Source organism: Parasphingomonas frigoris (assembly GCF_036663815.1).
GTDB lineage: Bacteria > Pseudomonadota > Alphaproteobacteria > Sphingomonadales > Sphingomonadaceae > Sphingomonas.
Genome location: NZ_JAXOJQ010000002.1, coordinates 146,032 through 163,758, shown reverse-complemented (window position 1 = coordinate 163,758; position 17,727 = coordinate 146,032). Strand labels below are relative to the sequence as shown.

The following is a 17,727-nucleotide window of genomic DNA, read 5'->3' as shown; positions in this document are numbered from 1 at the left end:
CGGGACTTTCACTGTCTGGGTGCGGCAGGCGCCGCTGCGGGATGCGGGTTCTGGTCGGCGAAGGCGGCGTCGGCCGGCGGCGCCTCGTCGAGCAGGTTGCGGACGAAATAGTCGCGGAACTTGCGCCAGAAGAAGGGCTGCGGCACGCGGTGCGTGGTGTTGGGCAGCACCACCATGTCGAAACTGCGCTGCGCCTGGATCAGCGCGTTGCCGAGCCGGTAGCTCTCGGTGATCGGCACATTGTCGTCGATCTCGCCGTGGATCAGCAGCAGCTTGCCCTTGAGATTGCCCGCGACCGACATGTTCGAGTTGCGATCCCACACCGCCTGGTCGGGATTGCCCATCGACACTTCAGGCCACCACGCCTTGTCGAGCCGCAGGTCGTGATTGCCCGACGAGGCGATCGCCACCTTGAAGAAATCGGGCCGGCGCAGGATGAAGCGCGCGGCGTCATAGCCGCCGGCCGATCCGCCATAGACGCCGGCGCGCGTCGTATCGATGTAGGGATAGCGCGCCGCGATCTGGCGGATCATCGCGATATGATCGTCGAGCCCGACCTCGCCGAGATTCTGATAGGCGGGCAGGCGGAAGGCCTGTCCGCGCTGCGAGGTGCCGGTCGCATCGATCACGACGACGACCGCGCCGAGCTGCGCGACGCTGCCGGGGGCGTTGAACACCGCCTCGCCGAAGCCGCTCGGCACGACGTGCGTCGTCGGGCCGGTATAGACGTTGTCGATCACCGGGTAGCGCCGCGTCGGGTCGAAATGCGCCGGGCGATAGATCATCGCGTAGAGCGGGGTCTTGCCGTCGGCGGCGACGCCGCGGAACGGCTCGGGCATGGTGAAGCCGCTGGCGACCAGCGCCGATGCGTCGGTGCGGCCGAGCTCGAACACGATGTGCCCGTCGCTCGTGTCGCGCACGACGGTGCGCGTCGGGACGGTCGGGCTCGACATCGCATCGATCGCGAAACGCCCGTCGTCGGACACGCGCAGCTCGTGGTTGAGCGGCTCGGGCGTGAGCAGGTGCGGCGCGCTGCCGTCGAGATTCACGCGGTAGAGCGCGTGATAATAGGGGTTACGATCGGCCTCGCGGCCGACCCCGGTGAGCAGGATCGAGCGGTGCTCGCCGTCGACATGGTTGACCGCGGTGACTTCCCACTGGCCCTTGGTCAGCGCGATGCCGCCGTCGGGTGCGTCGGGCCGCACCAGATACAGCTGCGCCCAGCCGGTGCGTTCGGACACGTCGAGTTCGCCGCCGAGCTCGGGCGCAGGCTGGAGGAAGCTCGAGGTGACGGTGACGAGCGGCTTCATCGCCTCGCGCGCGACGACGCTTGAGGCGCCGGTGACGGGGTCGGACATGTAGACGACGAGCTGGCCATAGCCGCGCTCGGTCCATTGCGAGCGCACCTTGCCTGCCGACCAGCCGATGTAGGGGTCGGCGGGGTAGAGCAGCGATTCGCTCGGCACCTGCAACGGGACGATCGTCGCGGTGCCGCGGGCGAGCGCATCCTCGATGTCGATCACCAGCTGCTTCGCCTGCGGCAGCCGCGCCGCGCCGGCGAGCGGATAGACGTAGGAAAAGCTGCGCGGATAGAAGGCGCCGGGTGGGGTTTCCTGCGTCATCGTCAGGCGCTTCACGTCGGTGGTGTCGAGCCGCCAGGTGAGGATTCGTTTGCTGTCGGGCGACCAGCGGACCGAGACGGGGAGCACCGGATCCTCGGTGCCTTGCCGGAGGATCTCGGATAGCTCGGCGATGCCGCGGCCGTACGGCATGTCGCGCGTGCCGTCGGTGGTGAGCGCGAGCTTGCGCCCGGTCTTGAGCTCGAGCACCGCGAGATTGTGCTGCTCGGCGATGATGCGGAAGCGACCGTCGGGCGATACCGCGTCGTCGCCTTTGGGCGCGCCGGTCGCGGCTTCGGCCAGCGCGCCGTCCTTGAGCGTCCAGCGCTTGCCGAGCGCGCCGAAGGTCAGCGCGCCTGTCGTTGCATCGTAATCGGGCTCTCCCATCGGGAGTTCGCCCGGCGGGCCCGACCTGCCGGTTACGGCGGTGAAGAGCTGCGCGAGCGCGGTCTCGGTGATGATCACGCGCGGCTGGTGGGTCGCGAGATCGAGATAGAGGATTTCGCGTTGCCCGGCACGGCCGCGCCGGAACAGGATGCCGCTATCGTTGGCGATGAAGCGCGCGTCGAGATTTTCGTCGACCACCAGATCGCGGATCCGTGCACCAAGATAGGCGTCGGCGAGCGCATAGCGTTGCTCGACTGTCGGTGGCGTGGGCGCCGGCGCGGCGCTCGCGACACACGGCACGACGGCTAAGGCCGTGCCAAGCAGCAGGCTCGCGCGGGCGAATGCCCGGCCCAGTGCCGGGGTGCGATCGTTAAGACTGGACGGAGCGGACGGCACGGCATTCCCCTTATGCGGGCGACTACAGCAGCCGCTCCGAGATGCGTCAACAAATATTATACGATATAAGATTGTTTGAGTTGAAGGTGAGTTGCCGGTGGGGTGTATCCGTAGCGCGCGGAATGAAGCGGAGAAATTGCGATCCGGTGTTGGTAGCATGGTGGGCGTGAGGAATACCGAAAGCCCGTTCCAAGCCGCGGCGCACCGCCTGGTCCATGATCGCCGTGGCGATCAATGATTGACCGAACCAAGAACTGGTCCTAATCGTATACGATATTCTAGAGGGGGTGATGGCATGCAGAGCACGCGGCGCGAACTGATGGCTGGAGCAGCGGCCCTCGCAACTCTGGCGGGGCCCTCGGCGGGTCTTGCCGCGGTTGCGCTCGCGGCTGGCCTGCCGCGCAAGGCGCAGCCGCTGCCGCTGTCGGCGGTGCGGTTGCGGCCGTCCGATTATGCCACCGCGGTCGAGGTCAATCGCACCTATCTGCTGCGGCTGAGCGCCGATCGCCTGCTCCACAACTTCCTCGATTATGCCGGCCTGCCGCCCAAGGGCGCAGTCTATGGCGGGTGGGAAAGCGACACGATCGCCGGGCACACGCTCGGCCACTACATGACCGCGCTCGCACTGATTCACGCGCAGACCGGCGATGCCGCGGTCAAGGCGCGCGCCGACTATGTCGTCGACGAACTGGCGCGCGCGCAGGCGGCGCGCGGCAACGGCTATATCGGCGCGATGCAGCGCAAGCGGAAGGACGGCAAGGTCGTCGACGCGATCGAGATCTTCCCCGAAATCACCAGGGGCGAGATCCGCTCGGGCGGGTTCGATCTCAACGGCGCGTGGTCGCCGCTCTACACCGTCCACAAGCTGTTCGCCGGGCTGCTCGACGTCCATGCCGGCTGGGGCAATGCCAAGGCGCTGTCGGTCGCGGTCGCCTTTGCGCGCTATTTCGAGCCGGTGTTCGCCGCGCTGAGCGATGCGCAGATGCAGGAGATGCTCGGCACCGAATATGGTGGCCTCAACGAGAGCTTCGCCGAACTGTCGGTGCGGACAGGCGACCGCAAATGGCTGGCGATCGCCGAGCGGCTGTACGATCGCAAGGTGCTCGACCCGCTCGTCGCGGGGCAGGACAAGCTCGCCAATTTCCACGCCAATACGCAAGTCCCCAAGCTGATCGGGCTGGCGCGGATCCACGAACTGACCGGCGAGCCGGCCAAGGCCAATGCGGCGCGCTTCTTCTGGCAGGCGGTGACTCAGCATCACAGCTACGTCATCGGCGGCAATGCCGATCGCGAATATTTCTCCGAGCCCGATTCGATCAGCCGGCACATCACCGAGCAGACGTGCGAGCATTGCAACAGCTACAACATGCTCAAGCTGACGCGGCAGCTCTACAGCTGGCAGCCCGACGGCGCGCTGTTCGACTATTACGAGCGCGCGCACCTCAACCATGTGATGGCGGCGCAGAACCCGAAGACCGCGGGCTTCACCTACATGACGCCGCTGCTGACCGGTGCGGTGCGCGGTTATTCGACCGCCGCCGACGACGGTTTCTGGTGCTGCGTCGGCACGGGGATGGAGAGCCACGCCAAGCATGGCGAATCGATCTTCTGGGAAGGCGAGGGGGCGTTGCTCGTCAACCTCTACATCCCCGCCGACGCGACGTGGCGCGCGCGCGGTGCGGCGCTGACGCTCGACACGAAATATCCGTTCGAGCCGACCTCGACGCTGACGCTCGCCAAGCTCGCCAAGCCCGGTCGTTTCGCGATCGCGCTGCGCGTGCCCGGCTGGGCGGCGGGCAAGGCAGTGGTGACGGTCAACGGCCAGCCGGCCAGCCCGACCTTCGCGGGCGGCTATGCGATCGTCCAGCGCAGCTGGCGCGCGGGCGATGCGGTGGCGATCACGCTCCCGCTCGAGCTGCGGATCGAGGCGACGCCGGGCGACGACAAGACGATCGCGATCCTGCGCGGGCCGATGGTGATGGCGGCCGATCTCGGCACGACCGAGGGCGAGTGGAGCAACCCCGATCCGGCGCTGGTAGGCGCCGACCTGCTCGGCGCCTTCCATGCCACCGCGACCCCGGCAACCTACACGACCAGCGGCGTCGTGCGTCCGGGCGACCTTGGCTTCGTGCCGTTCTACAAGCAATATGAGCGGCGCAGCGCGGTCTATTTCAAGCGCTTCTCGGAAGGCGAATGGAAGAGCGAACAGGTCGCCTATGTCGCCGAGCAGGCGCGGTTGAAGGACATTGCGGCGCGCTCGGTCGACGTCGTCCATCTCGGCGAGATGCAGCCCGAGCATGATCACGGCCTGACCTCGGAACTGTCGTTCCCGACGAGCTACCGCAATCGCAACGGGCGCGATGCGCGATCGGGTGGCTATTTCGAATTCACGCTGAAGGCCAAGCCGGGCCCGCTCATCCTGCAGGCGACCTATTGGGGCGAAGAGCGCAGTCGCGATTTCGACATTCTGGTCGACAATGTGAAGGTGGCGACGCAGCGGCTCGACGGCGACGCACCGGGCAAGTTCTTCGATGTCGAATATCCGCTGCCACAGGCGCTGACCGACAAGAAGACCCAGCTCAAGGTGCGCTTCGTGCCGCATGACCGCAGCTCGGCCGGGCCGGTGTTCGGCGTGGTGCTGTTCACGGCGAAGCCCGGCGCGCTGAAATGAGTGAGGTCGCGGCGGCGGATACGGTCCTGATGTCGCTGGCCGATGTCCGCGCGCTGGCGCGGCGCGTGCTGCGCGAGGTCGGGCTGGCGGGCGATCATGCGCATGCCGTCGCCGAGACGATGGTCGCGGGCGAGCGCGACGGCTGCATCTCGCACGGCCTGTACCGCTTGCTCGTCGCGGCCAAGAGCCTGCGGGCGGGGACGGTGGTACCTGACGCGATCCCGGCGCTCACCGAACCCGCGCGCGCGCTGGCGCGGGTCGATGGCGGCGGCGGGTTTGCGCAACTGGCGTTCGAGACCGGGCGCGATCTGCTGGTCGAGAAGGCGCAGCGCTACGGCATCGCCGCGTTGGCGCTCAACAATGTCGTGCATTTCGCGGCGTTGTGGCCCGAGGTCGAATGGTTGGCGGCCAAGGGGCTGGTGGCGTTCGCCTTCACCCCGAGCCATGCCTGGGTCGCCCCCGCGGGCGGCACGCGGCCGGTGTTCGGCACCAATCCGATCGCGTTCGGCTGGCCGCGCGCCGGGCGCGATCCGTTCGTGTTCGACTTGGCGACCAGCGCGGTCGCGCGCGGCGAGATCGAATTGCATCGCCGTGCTGGCAAACCCGTGCCCGACGATTGGGGTTATGACGCGGAGGGCGCGCCGACGACCGATGCCAAGGCGGTGCTCGACGGTGCGATGCGCACCTTCGGTGGCCACAAGGGATCGGCGCTGGCGGCGATGGTCGAACTGATCGCGGGGCCGCTGATCGGCGACCTGACCAGCGCGGAATCGCTGGCGGCGGATCACGGCGCGGGCGGCTCGCCGCTCGGCGGCGAACTGATCATCGCGATCGATCCCGCGGGATTTCTGGGCGATCAGGTCGAGGCGCAGCTGGCGCGCGCCGAGACGATGTTCGCGGCGATCGAAGGGCAGGGCGCGCGGCTGCCGTCGCAGCGGCGCTATGCCGCGCGGGTGAAGAGCGTTGCCGAGGGTGTCCGCATCCCGGTGCAACTGCTCGCCGATATCAATGCCCTCGGGGCGGGAGCATGACGATGCGAACGGGTTGGCTGTTTCTGGCACTCCTGGCGAGTGCCGCGCCCGCGATTGCCGGCGGAGCCGAGCGCAAGGTGGCGGTGCGACCGGCCTCGGCCGATGCGCGGCTGAAGGCGATCGCCACCGCCGAATATGCCTGGCGCCAGAAGATGCAGGCGCCCGACGAGAACAGTCCGCCGGGCACGCAGGCCTATCTCCCCGATGTCGGCCCGGCCGCGCAGGCGGCCAAGCTCGCGCGCTGGACCGAAACCGCGCGTTTGCTCGCCGCGGTCCCGGTGGCGAGCCTCTCGCCCACCGCGAAGGTCGATTATGCGGTCTATAAGGGCCAGATCGACGCCTTGCTCGCCGAGCAGCGCTATCGCGATTATGAGAAGCCGCTCAATTCGGACACGAGCTTCTGGGGCGACGTCGCCGAATCCGCGCGCGGGCGTTTCCACAGCGAGGCCGATTATCGCCACTACATCGCGGTACTGCGCGCCTTGCCGGGCTATTTCGACGCGCAGATCGGCAATATGCGCGCCGGCCTCAAGCGCGGCTTCACCCCCGCGGCGGTGACGTTGGTCGGCCGCGACATCGGCGTCGCGCAGGTGGCCGAGGCGAAGACGCCGGCCGACAACCCGCTCTACGCGCCGTTCAAGACCTTCCCCGCGGCGATTCCCGCGGCGACGCAGGCGGAACTGCGCAAGGCCGGCGCGGCGGCGATCGCCGAGGCGGCGGTGCCGGCGCACGCCCGGCTGCTCGCCTTCCTGCGCACGGAATACATCCCCGGCGCACGCAAGACGCTCGCCGCCTACGATCTTCCCGACGGCAAGGCCTATTACCAGTCGAAGATCCGCGAGTTCGTCACGCTCGACCTGCCGCCCGATGCGATCCACGCGATCGGCCTCGCCGAGGTCGCCCAGATCCGCGCGCAGATGCTGGACGTGCTGCGTGCGGTGAAGTTCGACGGCGACCTGCCGGCGTTCCTCCACTTCCTGCGCACCGATCCGCGTTTCTATCCCAAGACGCCGCAGGACCTGCTCAACCGTGCGGCGTGGATCGCCAAGACCTTCGACGGCAAGGCGAGCGACTGGTTCGGCCACCTGCCGCGCAGCCGTTTCGCGATCAAGCCGGTGCCAGCCGACCTCGCGCCCTTCTACACCGGCGGGCGCGGTGGGCCGGGCATCTATCTGGTCAACACCTGGAACCTGCCGTCGCGACCCTATTACCAGATGGTCGCGCTGACGCTCCACGAATCCGCGCCGGGGCACGCGATGCAGATGCCGCTCGCCGCCGAGAATACGGACCTGCCGCAGTTCCGCCGCGACGCCTATCTCTCGGCTTACGGCGAGGGCTGGGCGCTCTATTGCGAGCAGCTCGGCGACGACATGGGAATGTATGACGATCCCTATGATCGCTTCGGCATGCTCAGCTACCAGATGTGGCGCGCGGCGCGGCTGGTGGTCGATACCGGGATCCACACGCAGGGGTGGAGCCGCGAGCGCGCGCAGGCCTTCCTGCACGACAACACCGCTTTGTCCGAACATGAGATCGAGACCGAGGTCGATCGCTACATTGCGTGGCCGGGCCAGGCGCTGAGCTATTACATGGGCGAGCTCGCCTTCCGCAAGGCGCGCGCGCGCGCCGAGGCGGCGCTCGGCCCCAAGTTCAACATCCGCGCGTGGCACGACGCGATGCTCCAGCTCGGCTCGGTGCCGCTGCCGGTGATCGACGCGCGGACCGACCAGCTGATCAAGGATGGCGGCAAGGGCCCCTATCCCGACGAGGAATGACGATGAAGCGCCCGGCCCCCGTTGCTGCCCTTCTCGCCGCACTGCTGGGCACCACGCCGCTCGCCGCGCAGGAGGTCGTCTACAGCAAGGGCAACCCGATCCTTGCCGACGGGCGCTCTTACTCGACCGATCCTGCGCCGTTCGTCGTCGACGACACGCTGTGGATCCTCGCCGGGCGCGACGAGGCGCCGGCGGGGGTCAACGACTTCATCATGAACGAGTGGCAGTTGCTCTCGACCAAGGATCCGGCGGCGGGCGAGTGGCTGCATTATCCCGCGATCGCCCGGCCCGAAACGCTGTTCCGCTGGGCCGAGCCGGGACGGGCCTATGCCGGCCAGATCGTCCGCGGCGGCGACGGGAAATTCTATCTGTACGCGCCCGTGCTCGAGGCGAAGAGCGACGCGCAGGATCGCTTCGCGATCGGCGTTGCGGTGGCGGACAAGCCGACCGGACCGTGGCGCGATGCACATCCGTCGGGACCGATCCTCTCGCAGCGCACGCCCGAGCACAACACGATCCAGAACATCGATCCGACCGTGCTGATCGACGATGACGGCACGCCCTATATCGCGTGGGGGACCTTCGGGCAGCTGCGCGTCGTGGCGCTCGAGCGTGACATGATCACGCCCAAGGGCAGTGAAGTTGGGATCACGGGGCTGCGGGGTTTCTTCGAGGCGCCGTGGCTGATGAAGCGCAAGGGCGTCTACTACATGCTCTATGCCGGCAACACGGCAGGCCCCGACAGCGATTGCACCCCCGCCGTCTACCACGCCTGCATCGCCTACGGTACCGCGACCTCGCCGCTCGGGCCGTGGACCTATCGCGGGGTGATCCTCAAACCCGTCTCCTCGACGACGTCGCATTCGGGCGCAGTGGCGTTCAAGGGGCAATGGTATCTTGCCTATCACACCGCCGATGCCGTCGGCGGCGGGCACTTCCGCCGCAGCGTCGCGCTCGATCGGCTCGAGTGGGACGACAGCGTCAGCCCGGCGCGAATCCGCCAGATTGTGCCGACCCGCGCGCCGCAGCCCGCGCCGCTGCCGACGCGCAACGTCGCGGCGGCGGCGACCGCCTTCGCCTCGAACGCGCCGGTTCCGGTGCAATATTGGATCGCGGCGCTCAACGACGGGATCCGCCGCGACGCGCCGCTGCCGCCCGACATGTGGGGGACGTGGCGCGCGCAGGGCAATCCGGCGCATCCCTGGATCGAATATCGCTGGACCAAGCCGGTCACGCTCGACGGGTCGCGCATCTGGTTCTGGGGTGACCATCCTGCGGGCAGCGGCGAGGGAGTTGCGCCGCCGCAGCGCTGGCGGATCGACTATTGGGACGGCGCGTGGAAGCCGGTGCCCAAGGCGAGCGGCTATGGCGTCGCGGCCGATGCCGCGCAGGACGTGCGCTTCGGCGCGATCACGACGCGCTGCCTGCGCGCGACCTTCGACGCAGCGCAGGCGGGCGGCGCGACCGCCGGCGTGGCGGTGACCGAGTGGGAAGTGCTCGCGCCCAAGCCGTCCAAGCCGACGGGCGCCCCGCAGTCAGCGCCCGCGCCCTGCGGGCCGTAGTCGCGGCGATCAGTCGGCGAAGGGCCGGTCGATCGCCGGTTGCGGCTGAGTGAACCACGCCGCGCCCTGCTCGGTGACGTGGAAATGGTCCTCGAGCCGGATGCCGAAGCGGTCGGGCACGACGATCATCGGCTCGTTCGAAAAGCACATGCCGGGCGCCAGCGGGGTGCAATCACCGCGCACGAGATAGGCCGGCTCGTGGATCGCCAGCCCGATGCCGTGGCCGGTGCGATGCGGCAGGCCGGGCAGGCGATAGTCGGGGCCGAGCCCGGCTTGCTCGAGCACCGCGCGTGCGGCTTCGTCGATCGCTTCGCACGGCACGCCGGGCGCGACCGCGGCGAAGGCGGCGGCCTGCGCTTCCTTTTCGAGCGCCCACAGCGTGCGGATCTCGTCGTCGACGCGACCGAAGGCGTAGGTTCGCGTGATGTCGCTATGGTAGCCGTCGACGAGGCAGCCTGTGTCGATTAGCACGAGGCTATCCTCCTCGAGCTGCTGGTCGCCGGGCAGGCCGTGCGGGAACGCGGTCGCATGGCCGAACTGCACTGCGCAGAAGGTCGATCCCGCGGCGCCGAGCGCGCGGTGGGTGGCATCGATGAAGCGGATCACCTCGCTCGCGGCGATGCCGGGCGCGAGAATCCGCGCGGCGCGGCGCTGCACTTCGAGCGTCATCGTCTTGGCCTGCTGGAGCAGCGCAAGCTCGGCCGGCGACTTGATCATCCGACACCCGTCGATCGCGGGCGCACCACGGCGCAGGTCGAGACCGTGCCCGCGCAGCCGCTCGCCATGCTCGAACGACAGCAGGGGATCGACCGCGAGGACCGCACCGCGCGGCAGCGCGTCCGCGACGAGCGCGACGGGGTCCTGATCTTCCTCCCACAGCAGCAATTCCGCGGGAATCTGTAGCGCGGCCTCGAGCGAGCCGCGCTCAAACGCCGGGCAGACGATGCGCGCTGGCCCGGCGACGGGGAGCAGCAGCGCAACGAGCCGCTCGGTCGGGCTCCACGACACGCCGGTGAAGTAGCGCAGGCTCGGCCCGGCGTTGACGAGCAGCGCCGCGGCACCCGCCGCCGCGGTCAGCGCGCGGGCGCGGTCGAGTCGTGCCAAGCGCTCGTCGCGGTCGATCGGCGGCGCGGCGGCGGTCGGCGGCGCGAGCGTCGCCAGTTCGATTTCTGCGGTCGATCCACCGATCATCATCTTACTCCCACGCGCGCGAACCGTTCGAGATCGAACGGCGTCAAATCCACCGGGCCAGCCTCGCCCGCGATCAGCCCGGCGATCAGTTCGGCGGTGATCGGCGCGAGCGTCAGCCCGAGATGCTGGTGCCCGAAGGCATAGAACAGGTTGGGCGCGCGGCGCGACCGGCCGATCGCTGGGAGATAGTCGGGCAGCGTCGGGCGCGATCCGACCCAGCGCGTGAACGGGCCGGCGATCGCCAAGCCGAGGTCGCCGACATGGCGTTCGAGCCGCTCCCACTTGCGCGGATCGGGCGGCGCATCGACCGGCGCGAGCTCGACGAAGCTCGCGGCCTGGAGCCGGTCGCCGTAGCGCGTGACGATCATCGATCGATCCTCGAAGACGATCGGCGGCAGGTCGGCGGGCCAGAGCGCAGCGCTGCCGCGGATATGATAGCCGCGCTCGGCGATCAGCGGGGCGCGGTGGCCCGCCGCGCCGACGAGCGCCGCCGACCGCGCGCCGGCACACACCAGCACGCAATCGGCCGTAAAGCCGGGCACGAACGCGCGCGCGCTTTCGACGGAGAGCGTGGCATCGTGCGTCACGATCCGTCCGCCAACCGCACGGAAGGCGTGGGCGAGCGTCGTCGCCAGCGCGTCGAGGTCGCTGATATGCGCGGTGCCGGTGAAGTGGATCGCACCGGCGATCGGCGCGGTGGTGATGCCGGCGAGCGCCGCGCGGGTCGCGGCGTCGGCCGCGGCGAACCGCGCCGTGCCGATGTCGGCAGCGGCCCAGCTGGCCTGTCCGGCCCGGGCGGTTGCGGCGCTTTCCCACACGACATGGTGGCCGGATTCGCGGAGCAGCTCGGGCGTGCCCAGTGTCTGCACCAGGCGCTGCCACGCCGGCACGGCATCGGCAAGCATCGCGCCGAGCGCGCGCTTGCCTTTGGCAAAGCGCGGGGGGTAGGCTGCGGCGATCATCCGTAGCACGAAGGGGAGCCAAGTTGCGGTATGAGCAGGGGGAAGATCGAGCGCACCGCCGCGAACGAACAGTCGGCCCGCAGCCGACCGCAACGTCGCGAGCGAAGCAAGCGGCGCGACCTGTTCGGTCGCGATGTGGCCGGCGTTGCCCCACGAGGCTGCGTCACCGCGCGAGGCGCGATCGACGACCGTTACGCAATGCCCGCGCTGTGCCAGCCGCAACGCGCAGCTGAGCCCGACGACACCGCCGCCAACGACCGTTATCCGCACCTGCGCATTCCTCTATTGCCCTGCAGCATGTGACATCGTATACCGTATTCCAGACGAAACAAAAGGACGGATCACGCAAATGGCAATCGGTTGGAAGGGTGTTTTCCCGGCAGTCACGACGCAGTTGCGGGCGGATCTTTCGATCGATCTGCAGGACACGCAGCGTGTTGTCGATGATCTGATCCGCGACGGCGTCACCGGCGTGATCGCGCTCGGTACCGTCGGCGAGAACAATTCGCTCGAATTTGACGAGAAGGTCTCGGTCCTGACCGCGATCGTCGAGGTCGTTGCCGGCCGCGTGCCTGTCCTGACCGGCGTTTCCGAATATGATACGCGCCGCGCGGTGCGCTATGCGCAGGCGGCCGAGCAGGTTGGCGCCGACGGCCTCATGCTGCTGCCGCCGATGGTCTATGTGCCGCGCGCGCATGAGCTGGTCGCTCATTTCAGGGGCGTCGCCGAGAAGACCGCGCTGCCGATCATGCTCTACAACAACCCGCCGGCCTATCGCACGGTGATCGACAAGGCGGTGCTCGCCGAGCTGGTCGACGTGCCGAACATCGTCTGCGTCAAGGAATCGGCGCCCGACACGCGCCGCTTCACCGATTTCCGCAACGATTTCGGCGATCGCTTCGTGCTGTTCGCCGGGCTCGACGACGTCGCGCTCGAGGGCCTGTATCTCGGCGCGCAAGGGTGGGTGTCGGGCCTGACCAACGCTTTCCCCAAGGAATCGGTCGAGCTGGTCCGCGCGTTCGAGCGCGGCGACCATGCCAAGGCGCTCGAAATCTATCGCTGGTTCATGCCGTTGCTCCATCTCGATGCCGAGCATGATCTCGTCCAGTCGATCAAGCTGGCCGAGGAAGTGATGGGTCGCGGGTCGGAGCGCGTGCTCCCGCCGCGCTACCCGCTGATCGGCGAGCGCCGTGCCGAAGTGATCGCGATGGTCGAGAAAGCGGCGGCGACGCGACCCTCGCTCGCGCTCGCCAAGGCGGCCTGACGCCCTCCATGCGGAACACCTTCTTCTGCATCGACGGCCACACCGCCGGCAACCCGGTCCGACTGGTGGCCGGCGGTGCGCCCTTGCTCAAGGGCGACAGCATGTCGGCGCGGCGGCAGGACTTCATGGCGCGGTTCGACTGGATCCGCACCGGGCTGTGCTTCGAGCCGCGCGGGCACGACATGATGTCGGGCGGCTTCCTCTACCCGCCGACGACGCCCGACGCCGATGTCGGGATCCTGTTCATCGAGACGTCGGGCTGCCTGCCGATGTGCGGCCACGGCACGATCGGGATGGTGACCTTCGGGCTCGAGCACGGGCTGATCCAGCCGGCCACGCCGGGCAAGCTGCGGATCGAGGTGCCCGCGGGCACGATCGACGTCGCCTATACGACCGAGCGCGACCGCGTCACCTCGGTCAGGATCACCAACGTGCCGGCCTATGTCGCGTGGCGCGGGATCGTCGTCGATGTCGAGGGCATCGGCCCGCTTACCGTCGACGTCGCTTATGGCGGCAATTTCTACGCGATCATTGAGCCGCAGGGGGCTTACACCGGCCTCGACGCGCTCGGCGCGGCGCGGCTGGTCGAGCTCAGCGGACGCGTTCGCGCGGCGATTCGCGACCAATACGAACCGGTCCATCCGCTCGACCCGACGATCCGCGGCGTCAGCCACATCCTGTGGGCCGACGTGCCGCGCGCGAACGATGCCGACGGGCGCAACGCGGTCTTCTATGGCGACAAGGCGATCGACCGCTCGCCGTGCGGCACCGGCACCTCGGCGCGGCTGGCGCACCTCGTCGCGACGGGCCGATTGGCGGTCGGCGATCGCTTCGTCCACGAAAGCTATATCGGCAGCCGCTTCATCGGCCGGGTCGAGGCGGAAACGATGCTTGGCGATACCTCCGCGATCATCCCGTCGATCGAGGGATCGGCAATCAGTACGGGCTTGAATACAATCTGGATTGATCGCGCGGACCACTTCTGGGAAGGTTTCCAGGTTAAGTGAGCAGGCCTGCTGCTTGGGGGGAGCATCTCAATATGAGCATCGTCGTCCGTACGCTATCGGAACGCGTCTTCGAGATCGTCCGCGAGCAAATCGTCACCGGACAATTGCCGCACGAACTGCCGATCCGGCAGGATGCGCTTGCGGCCGAACTCGGCGTCAGCAAGATCCCGCTGCGCGAGGCGCTCGCGCGGCTCGAGCAGGAGGGGTTGCTGACGAGCCAGGCCAATCGCGGCTATTTCGTCCAGCCGATGTCGAGCGCGCAGGCCGAAGAGATTTTCGAACTGCGGCTCGCGATCGAGCCGGTGGCGGCGGCGCGCGCGGCGCGCTTCGCGACCGACGCCGACCAGCGCGCGGCGTCCGATACGTTCGAGCGGCTCGACCGCGCGGCCGCCGACAACCTCACCGAGGTCGCGATGCGCAACCGCGATTTCCACACCGCTCTGGTGCGGCCGGGCAACCGCATGCTGACGACGCAGGTGGTCGAGCGGCTGACGATCCTCGCCGAGCGCTACGTCATCGCGCATCTCGCCCCGGCCGGGCGCGACGCGCGCGCGCACCAGGAACATCGCGGGCTGCTCGATGCGTGGCTGGCGCGCGACGCGGCGGCGGTCGAGGCGATGCTGCGCCAGCATATCGCCGCGACGATCGAAGATCTGCGCGTACAGTTTGCGGCAGCCGCCGCGACCTGAAATTCCCCCGTTAAGGAGAGGTCATGTTCGGACCCCGTAAGTCGCTCGACAGCGTGACGCGTCATTCCGAGGGCACGCGCCTCGCCAAGACGCTGAGCTGGCCGCATCTCGTTGCGCTAGGGGTGGGCGCGATCGTCGGCACCGGCATCTACACGCTCGTCGGGGTCGGGGCGGAACGCGCCGGGCCGGCGGTGATCCTCGCCTTCGTCATCTGCGGGCTGGTCTGCGGTTGTGCGGCGCTGGCCTATGCCGAGCTCGCGACGATGATCCCGGCGGCGGGCAGCGCCTATACCTTCAGCTATACCGCGCTCGGCGAAGGCATCGCCTGGGTGGTCGGCTGGAGCCTGATCCTCGAATATTCGCTGGCCTGCTCGACCGTCGCGGTCGGCTGGTCGGGCTATCTCGTCGGCTGGATCGAGTCGGCGGGGGTGCATCTGCCGCCGGCCTTGCTCGTCGGCCCGCATGGTGGCGGGATCGTCAACCTGCCGGCGGTCGCGGTTGCGCTCGCGGTGATGGGGATGTTGGTGGCGGGGACGCGCGAGAGCGCGACGCTCAACATCATCCTGGTGGTGATCAAGCTTGTCGCGCTCGGCATCTTCGTCGCCTTCGCCGCGCCCAACTTCCACGCCGCCAACCTGCACCCGTTCATGCCGTACGGCTTCGGTAGCGACGGCAAGCATGGCGTGATGGCAGCGGCGGCGATCGTCTTCTTCGCCTTCTATGGCTTCGACGCGGTCGCGACCTCGGCCGAGGAGACCAAGAACCCGGCGCGCGATCTCAAGATCGGGATCATCGGGTCGATGGTGCTGTGCACGATCATCTACATGGCGGTCGCGGTCGCCGCGGTCGGCGCCTTGCCGTTTACCGCGCTCGCCAACTCGCCCGAGCCGCTCGCCCTGGTGCTGCGCAATCTCGGCCAGCCGGTCGCCGCGCATCTGATCGCGCTCGCCGCGATCATCGCTTTGCCCTCCGTGATCCTGGTGATGATGTACGGCCAGAGCCGCGTCTTCTTCGTGATGGCGCGCGACGGGCTGCTGCCGCGCGGGCTCGCCAAGGTGTCGAAGCGCAGTGGCGCGCCGACCGTAATCACGTTGCTGACCGGGGTGACGATCGCGGTAGTCGCGGGGATCTTCCGACTCGACGAGATTGCCGAGCTGGCCAATGCCGGGACGCTGCTCGCCTTCATCTCGGTCGGCGCGTGCCTGATGGTGCTGCGCCGCACCGCACCCGACGCGCCGCGGCTGTTCCGCGCGCCGGCGGCCTATTTCGTCGGATCGCTGACGATCCTCGGCTGCCTGTACCTGTTGTCGAGCCTGCCGCCGATGACGCTCGTGCGGTTCGTCATCTGGAACGTGATCGGGCTGGCGATCTATTTCGCCTATAGCCGGCGGCACAGCGACGTTGCGCTGCGTGCCCAGCCCGTCGGCGGGCGCTGAGGCGATGCTGCGGCGTGCAGTCGCGTGGCTGGGGCTCGCCTTGGTCGCGTCGGCGGCGCGCGCCGAGCCGCTGCGGTTGATGCCGGCGGGCAGCGGCGCCGGCGACGTCGCGATCGTCTTCCCCGATGCGCCGGCCAATCCCGGCATCCGCCTGCTGCAGCTCCACCGCGGGCGCGACGGGGCGCTGTCGGGCGCGCTGACGTCGGACTGGTATGGCGCGATGGCGATGGAGCATGTCGTCGCCACACCGACCACGCTCGACTTCGACATGCGCAACATCAACACGCCGGGCGTGCCGATGCGGCACTGGACCGCGCGCATCACCCCCGCCGGCGTCGCGCTCGAGGGCGGGATCTGGGAGTCGAAGGTCGCCTTGGTCGGGCGCAGGGCAACCCCGCGCGAGGTGACCGCGCTGACCTTCCATCCCGCGCCCTTGCCGCCCCGTGCGACGCTTGCGCCCGATGGCCTGGCGAAGACGCCGCCGATGGGCTGGAGCAGCTGGAATAAGTTCGCCGAGCGGATCGACGACACAACGATCCGCGCGATCGCCGATGCGATGGTGTCGACCGGCCTGCGCGATGCCGGCTACACCTACGTCAATATCGACGATGGCTGGCAGGGCACGCGCGGCGCGGACGGACAGCTCCGCCCCAACGCCAAATTCCCCGACATGAAGGCGCTTGCCGATTACGTGCACGCGCGCGGGCTGAAGCTCGGCCTCTATTCGTCGCCGGGACCGCGCACCTGTGCGGGCTACGCCGGCAGCTACGGCCATGTCGCGCAGGACGCCCGGACTTTCGCCGACTGGGGCGTCGACTATCTCAAATATGATCTGTGCTCGGGCGAATGGTTCTACGCCGATGCCGACACGGTCGAGCGCAGCTATGGCGAGATGGGCGCGGCGCTGCGTGCCACCGGTCGCCCGATCGTCTACTCGCTGTGCGAATATGGCCGCTTCCGCGTCGGCGGCTGGGGCCGCGCGGTCGGCGGGCATTTGTGGCGCACGACCGGCGACATCACCGACGATTATCCGACGATGGCGCGGATCGGCTTCGACAAGAATGGCGCCGCGGCCGATGCCGGGCCTGGCGGCTGGAACGATCCCGACATGCTCGAGATCGGCAATGGCGGCATGTCCGAGGATGCCTATCGCACGCACATGACGCTGTGGGCGATGTCGGCGGCGCCGCTGATGATGGGCCACGACGTCCGCACCACCAGCGACGCGGCTAAGCGCCTGCTCGAAAATCGCGGCGTGATCGCGATCGACCAGGATGCCAAAGGCGTGCAGGGCAAGGCGGTCCGCAAGGACGGCAGCAGCGAGATCTGGGTCAAACCGCTGGCGAGCGGCGCCTTCGCGGTGGCGCTGTTCAACCGCGGCGATGCGCCAGCGACGATCGCCGCGCGTCCCGACGATGTCGGGCTGGCGGCGATTGGCGCAGTGCGCGACGTATGGAGCGGCGCCGCGATCGACGCGAGCGCGACGCGCTTCACGGTTCCCGCGCACGGCGCGGTCCTGCTGGAGGTCCGCGCCGCGGGCGCTTGAGGGCCTTCCGTTTCGGGTCAACGAGAGATGGGTCCGACAATATCGACCGGTTGCAGCTGGAGCGCAATTGCGGCGACGCGCCCGGTTGCGGCACTCAGCCTGATTCGGAAACGGAATCATCTTCCGGTGGGAGGCCAACACTGCGGTATCCAGTAGCGCCTCGGGGTAGCGCTAACCCGAATCTTAACCAA

Annotated in this window: 12 protein-coding genes; 9 read left to right on the top strand and 3 right to left on the bottom strand. The window is 68.6% G+C overall.

Going from position 1 to position 17,727, the window contains the following annotated elements:
- Window positions 1-8 precede the first annotated feature (8 nt).
- Window positions 9-2,402, bottom strand: a complete 2,394-nt coding sequence (locus tag U1872_RS05995; protein ID WP_332791981.1) for a S9 family peptidase — start codon at window positions 2,400-2,402, stop codon at window positions 9-11.
- 295 nt (window positions 2,403-2,697) lie between these two features.
- Between U1872_RS05995 and U1872_RS05990 the strand changes: the two genes are divergently transcribed.
- Genes U1872_RS05990 through U1872_RS05975 form a run of 4 tightly spaced genes read left to right on the top strand, consistent with a single transcriptional unit; the run spans window position 2,698 to window position 9,441 of the window.
- On the top strand, window positions 2,698-5,073 hold the full coding sequence (locus U1872_RS05990) for a beta-L-arabinofuranosidase domain-containing protein (RefSeq protein ID WP_332791980.1): 2,376 nt from the start codon (window positions 2,698-2,700) through the stop codon (window positions 5,071-5,073).
- Entirely contained in the window at window positions 5,070-6,104 is a 1,035-nt protein-coding gene (locus U1872_RS05985) for an Ldh family oxidoreductase (protein WP_332791979.1), read from the top strand. Before U1872_RS05990 ends, U1872_RS05985 begins: the two co-directional genes overlap by 4 nt.
- Window positions 6,105-6,106: 2 nt before the next feature.
- Window positions 6,107-7,879: a DUF885 domain-containing protein gene (locus U1872_RS05980; protein WP_332792768.1), complete on the top strand. Its 1,773-nt coding sequence runs from the start codon at window positions 6,107-6,109 to the stop codon at window positions 7,877-7,879.
- Between the two features lie 2 nt (window positions 7,880-7,881).
- Complete coding sequence (locus U1872_RS05975) at window positions 7,882-9,441, top strand: family 43 glycosylhydrolase (RefSeq protein WP_332791978.1); 1,560 nt, start codon at window positions 7,882-7,884, stop codon at window positions 9,439-9,441.
- A 9-nt stretch (window positions 9,442-9,450) separates the two neighbouring features.
- Here U1872_RS05975 and U1872_RS05970 read toward each other — a convergent pair whose 3' ends face one another.
- A complete protein-coding gene (locus tag U1872_RS05970) occupies window positions 9,451-10,635 on the bottom strand; it encodes a M24 family metallopeptidase (RefSeq protein ID WP_332791977.1) in 1,185 nt (394 codons plus the stop codon).
- Entirely contained in the window at window positions 10,632-11,864 is a 1,233-nt protein-coding gene (locus U1872_RS05965; RefSeq protein WP_332791976.1) for an NAD(P)/FAD-dependent oxidoreductase, read from the bottom strand. Before U1872_RS05965 ends, U1872_RS05970 begins: the two co-directional genes overlap by 4 nt.
- 79 nt (window positions 11,865-11,943) lie before the next feature.
- Here U1872_RS05965 and U1872_RS05960 point away from each other — a divergent pair, with 79 nt between their 5' ends.
- Genes U1872_RS05960 through U1872_RS05940 form a run of 5 tightly spaced genes read left to right on the top strand, consistent with a single transcriptional unit; the run spans window position 11,944 to window position 17,536 of the window.
- Complete coding sequence (locus U1872_RS05960; protein ID WP_332791975.1) at window positions 11,944-12,858, top strand: dihydrodipicolinate synthase family protein; 915 nt, start codon at window positions 11,944-11,946, stop codon at window positions 12,856-12,858.
- A gap of 8 nt (window positions 12,859-12,866) precedes the next feature.
- Window positions 12,867-13,865 carry a 4-hydroxyproline epimerase gene (locus U1872_RS05955; protein ID WP_332791974.1) on the top strand — a complete coding sequence of 333 codons (999 nt, stop codon included), beginning with the start codon at window positions 12,867-12,869 and terminating at the stop codon, window positions 13,863-13,865.
- 32 nt (window positions 13,866-13,897) lie between these two features.
- Window positions 13,898-14,554 (top strand): GntR family transcriptional regulator, encoded by a 657-nt coding sequence (locus U1872_RS05950; protein WP_332791973.1) that lies wholly within the window; start codon window positions 13,898-13,900, stop codon window positions 14,552-14,554.
- Between the two features lie 23 nt (window positions 14,555-14,577).
- A complete protein-coding gene (locus tag U1872_RS05945; RefSeq protein WP_332791972.1) occupies window positions 14,578-15,990 on the top strand; it encodes an amino acid permease in 1,413 nt (470 codons plus the stop codon).
- A gap of 4 nt (window positions 15,991-15,994) precedes the next feature.
- Entirely contained in the window at window positions 15,995-17,536 is a 1,542-nt protein-coding gene (locus U1872_RS05940) for a glycoside hydrolase family 27 protein (RefSeq protein ID WP_332791971.1), read from the top strand.
- Window positions 17,537-17,727 lie beyond the last annotated feature (191 nt).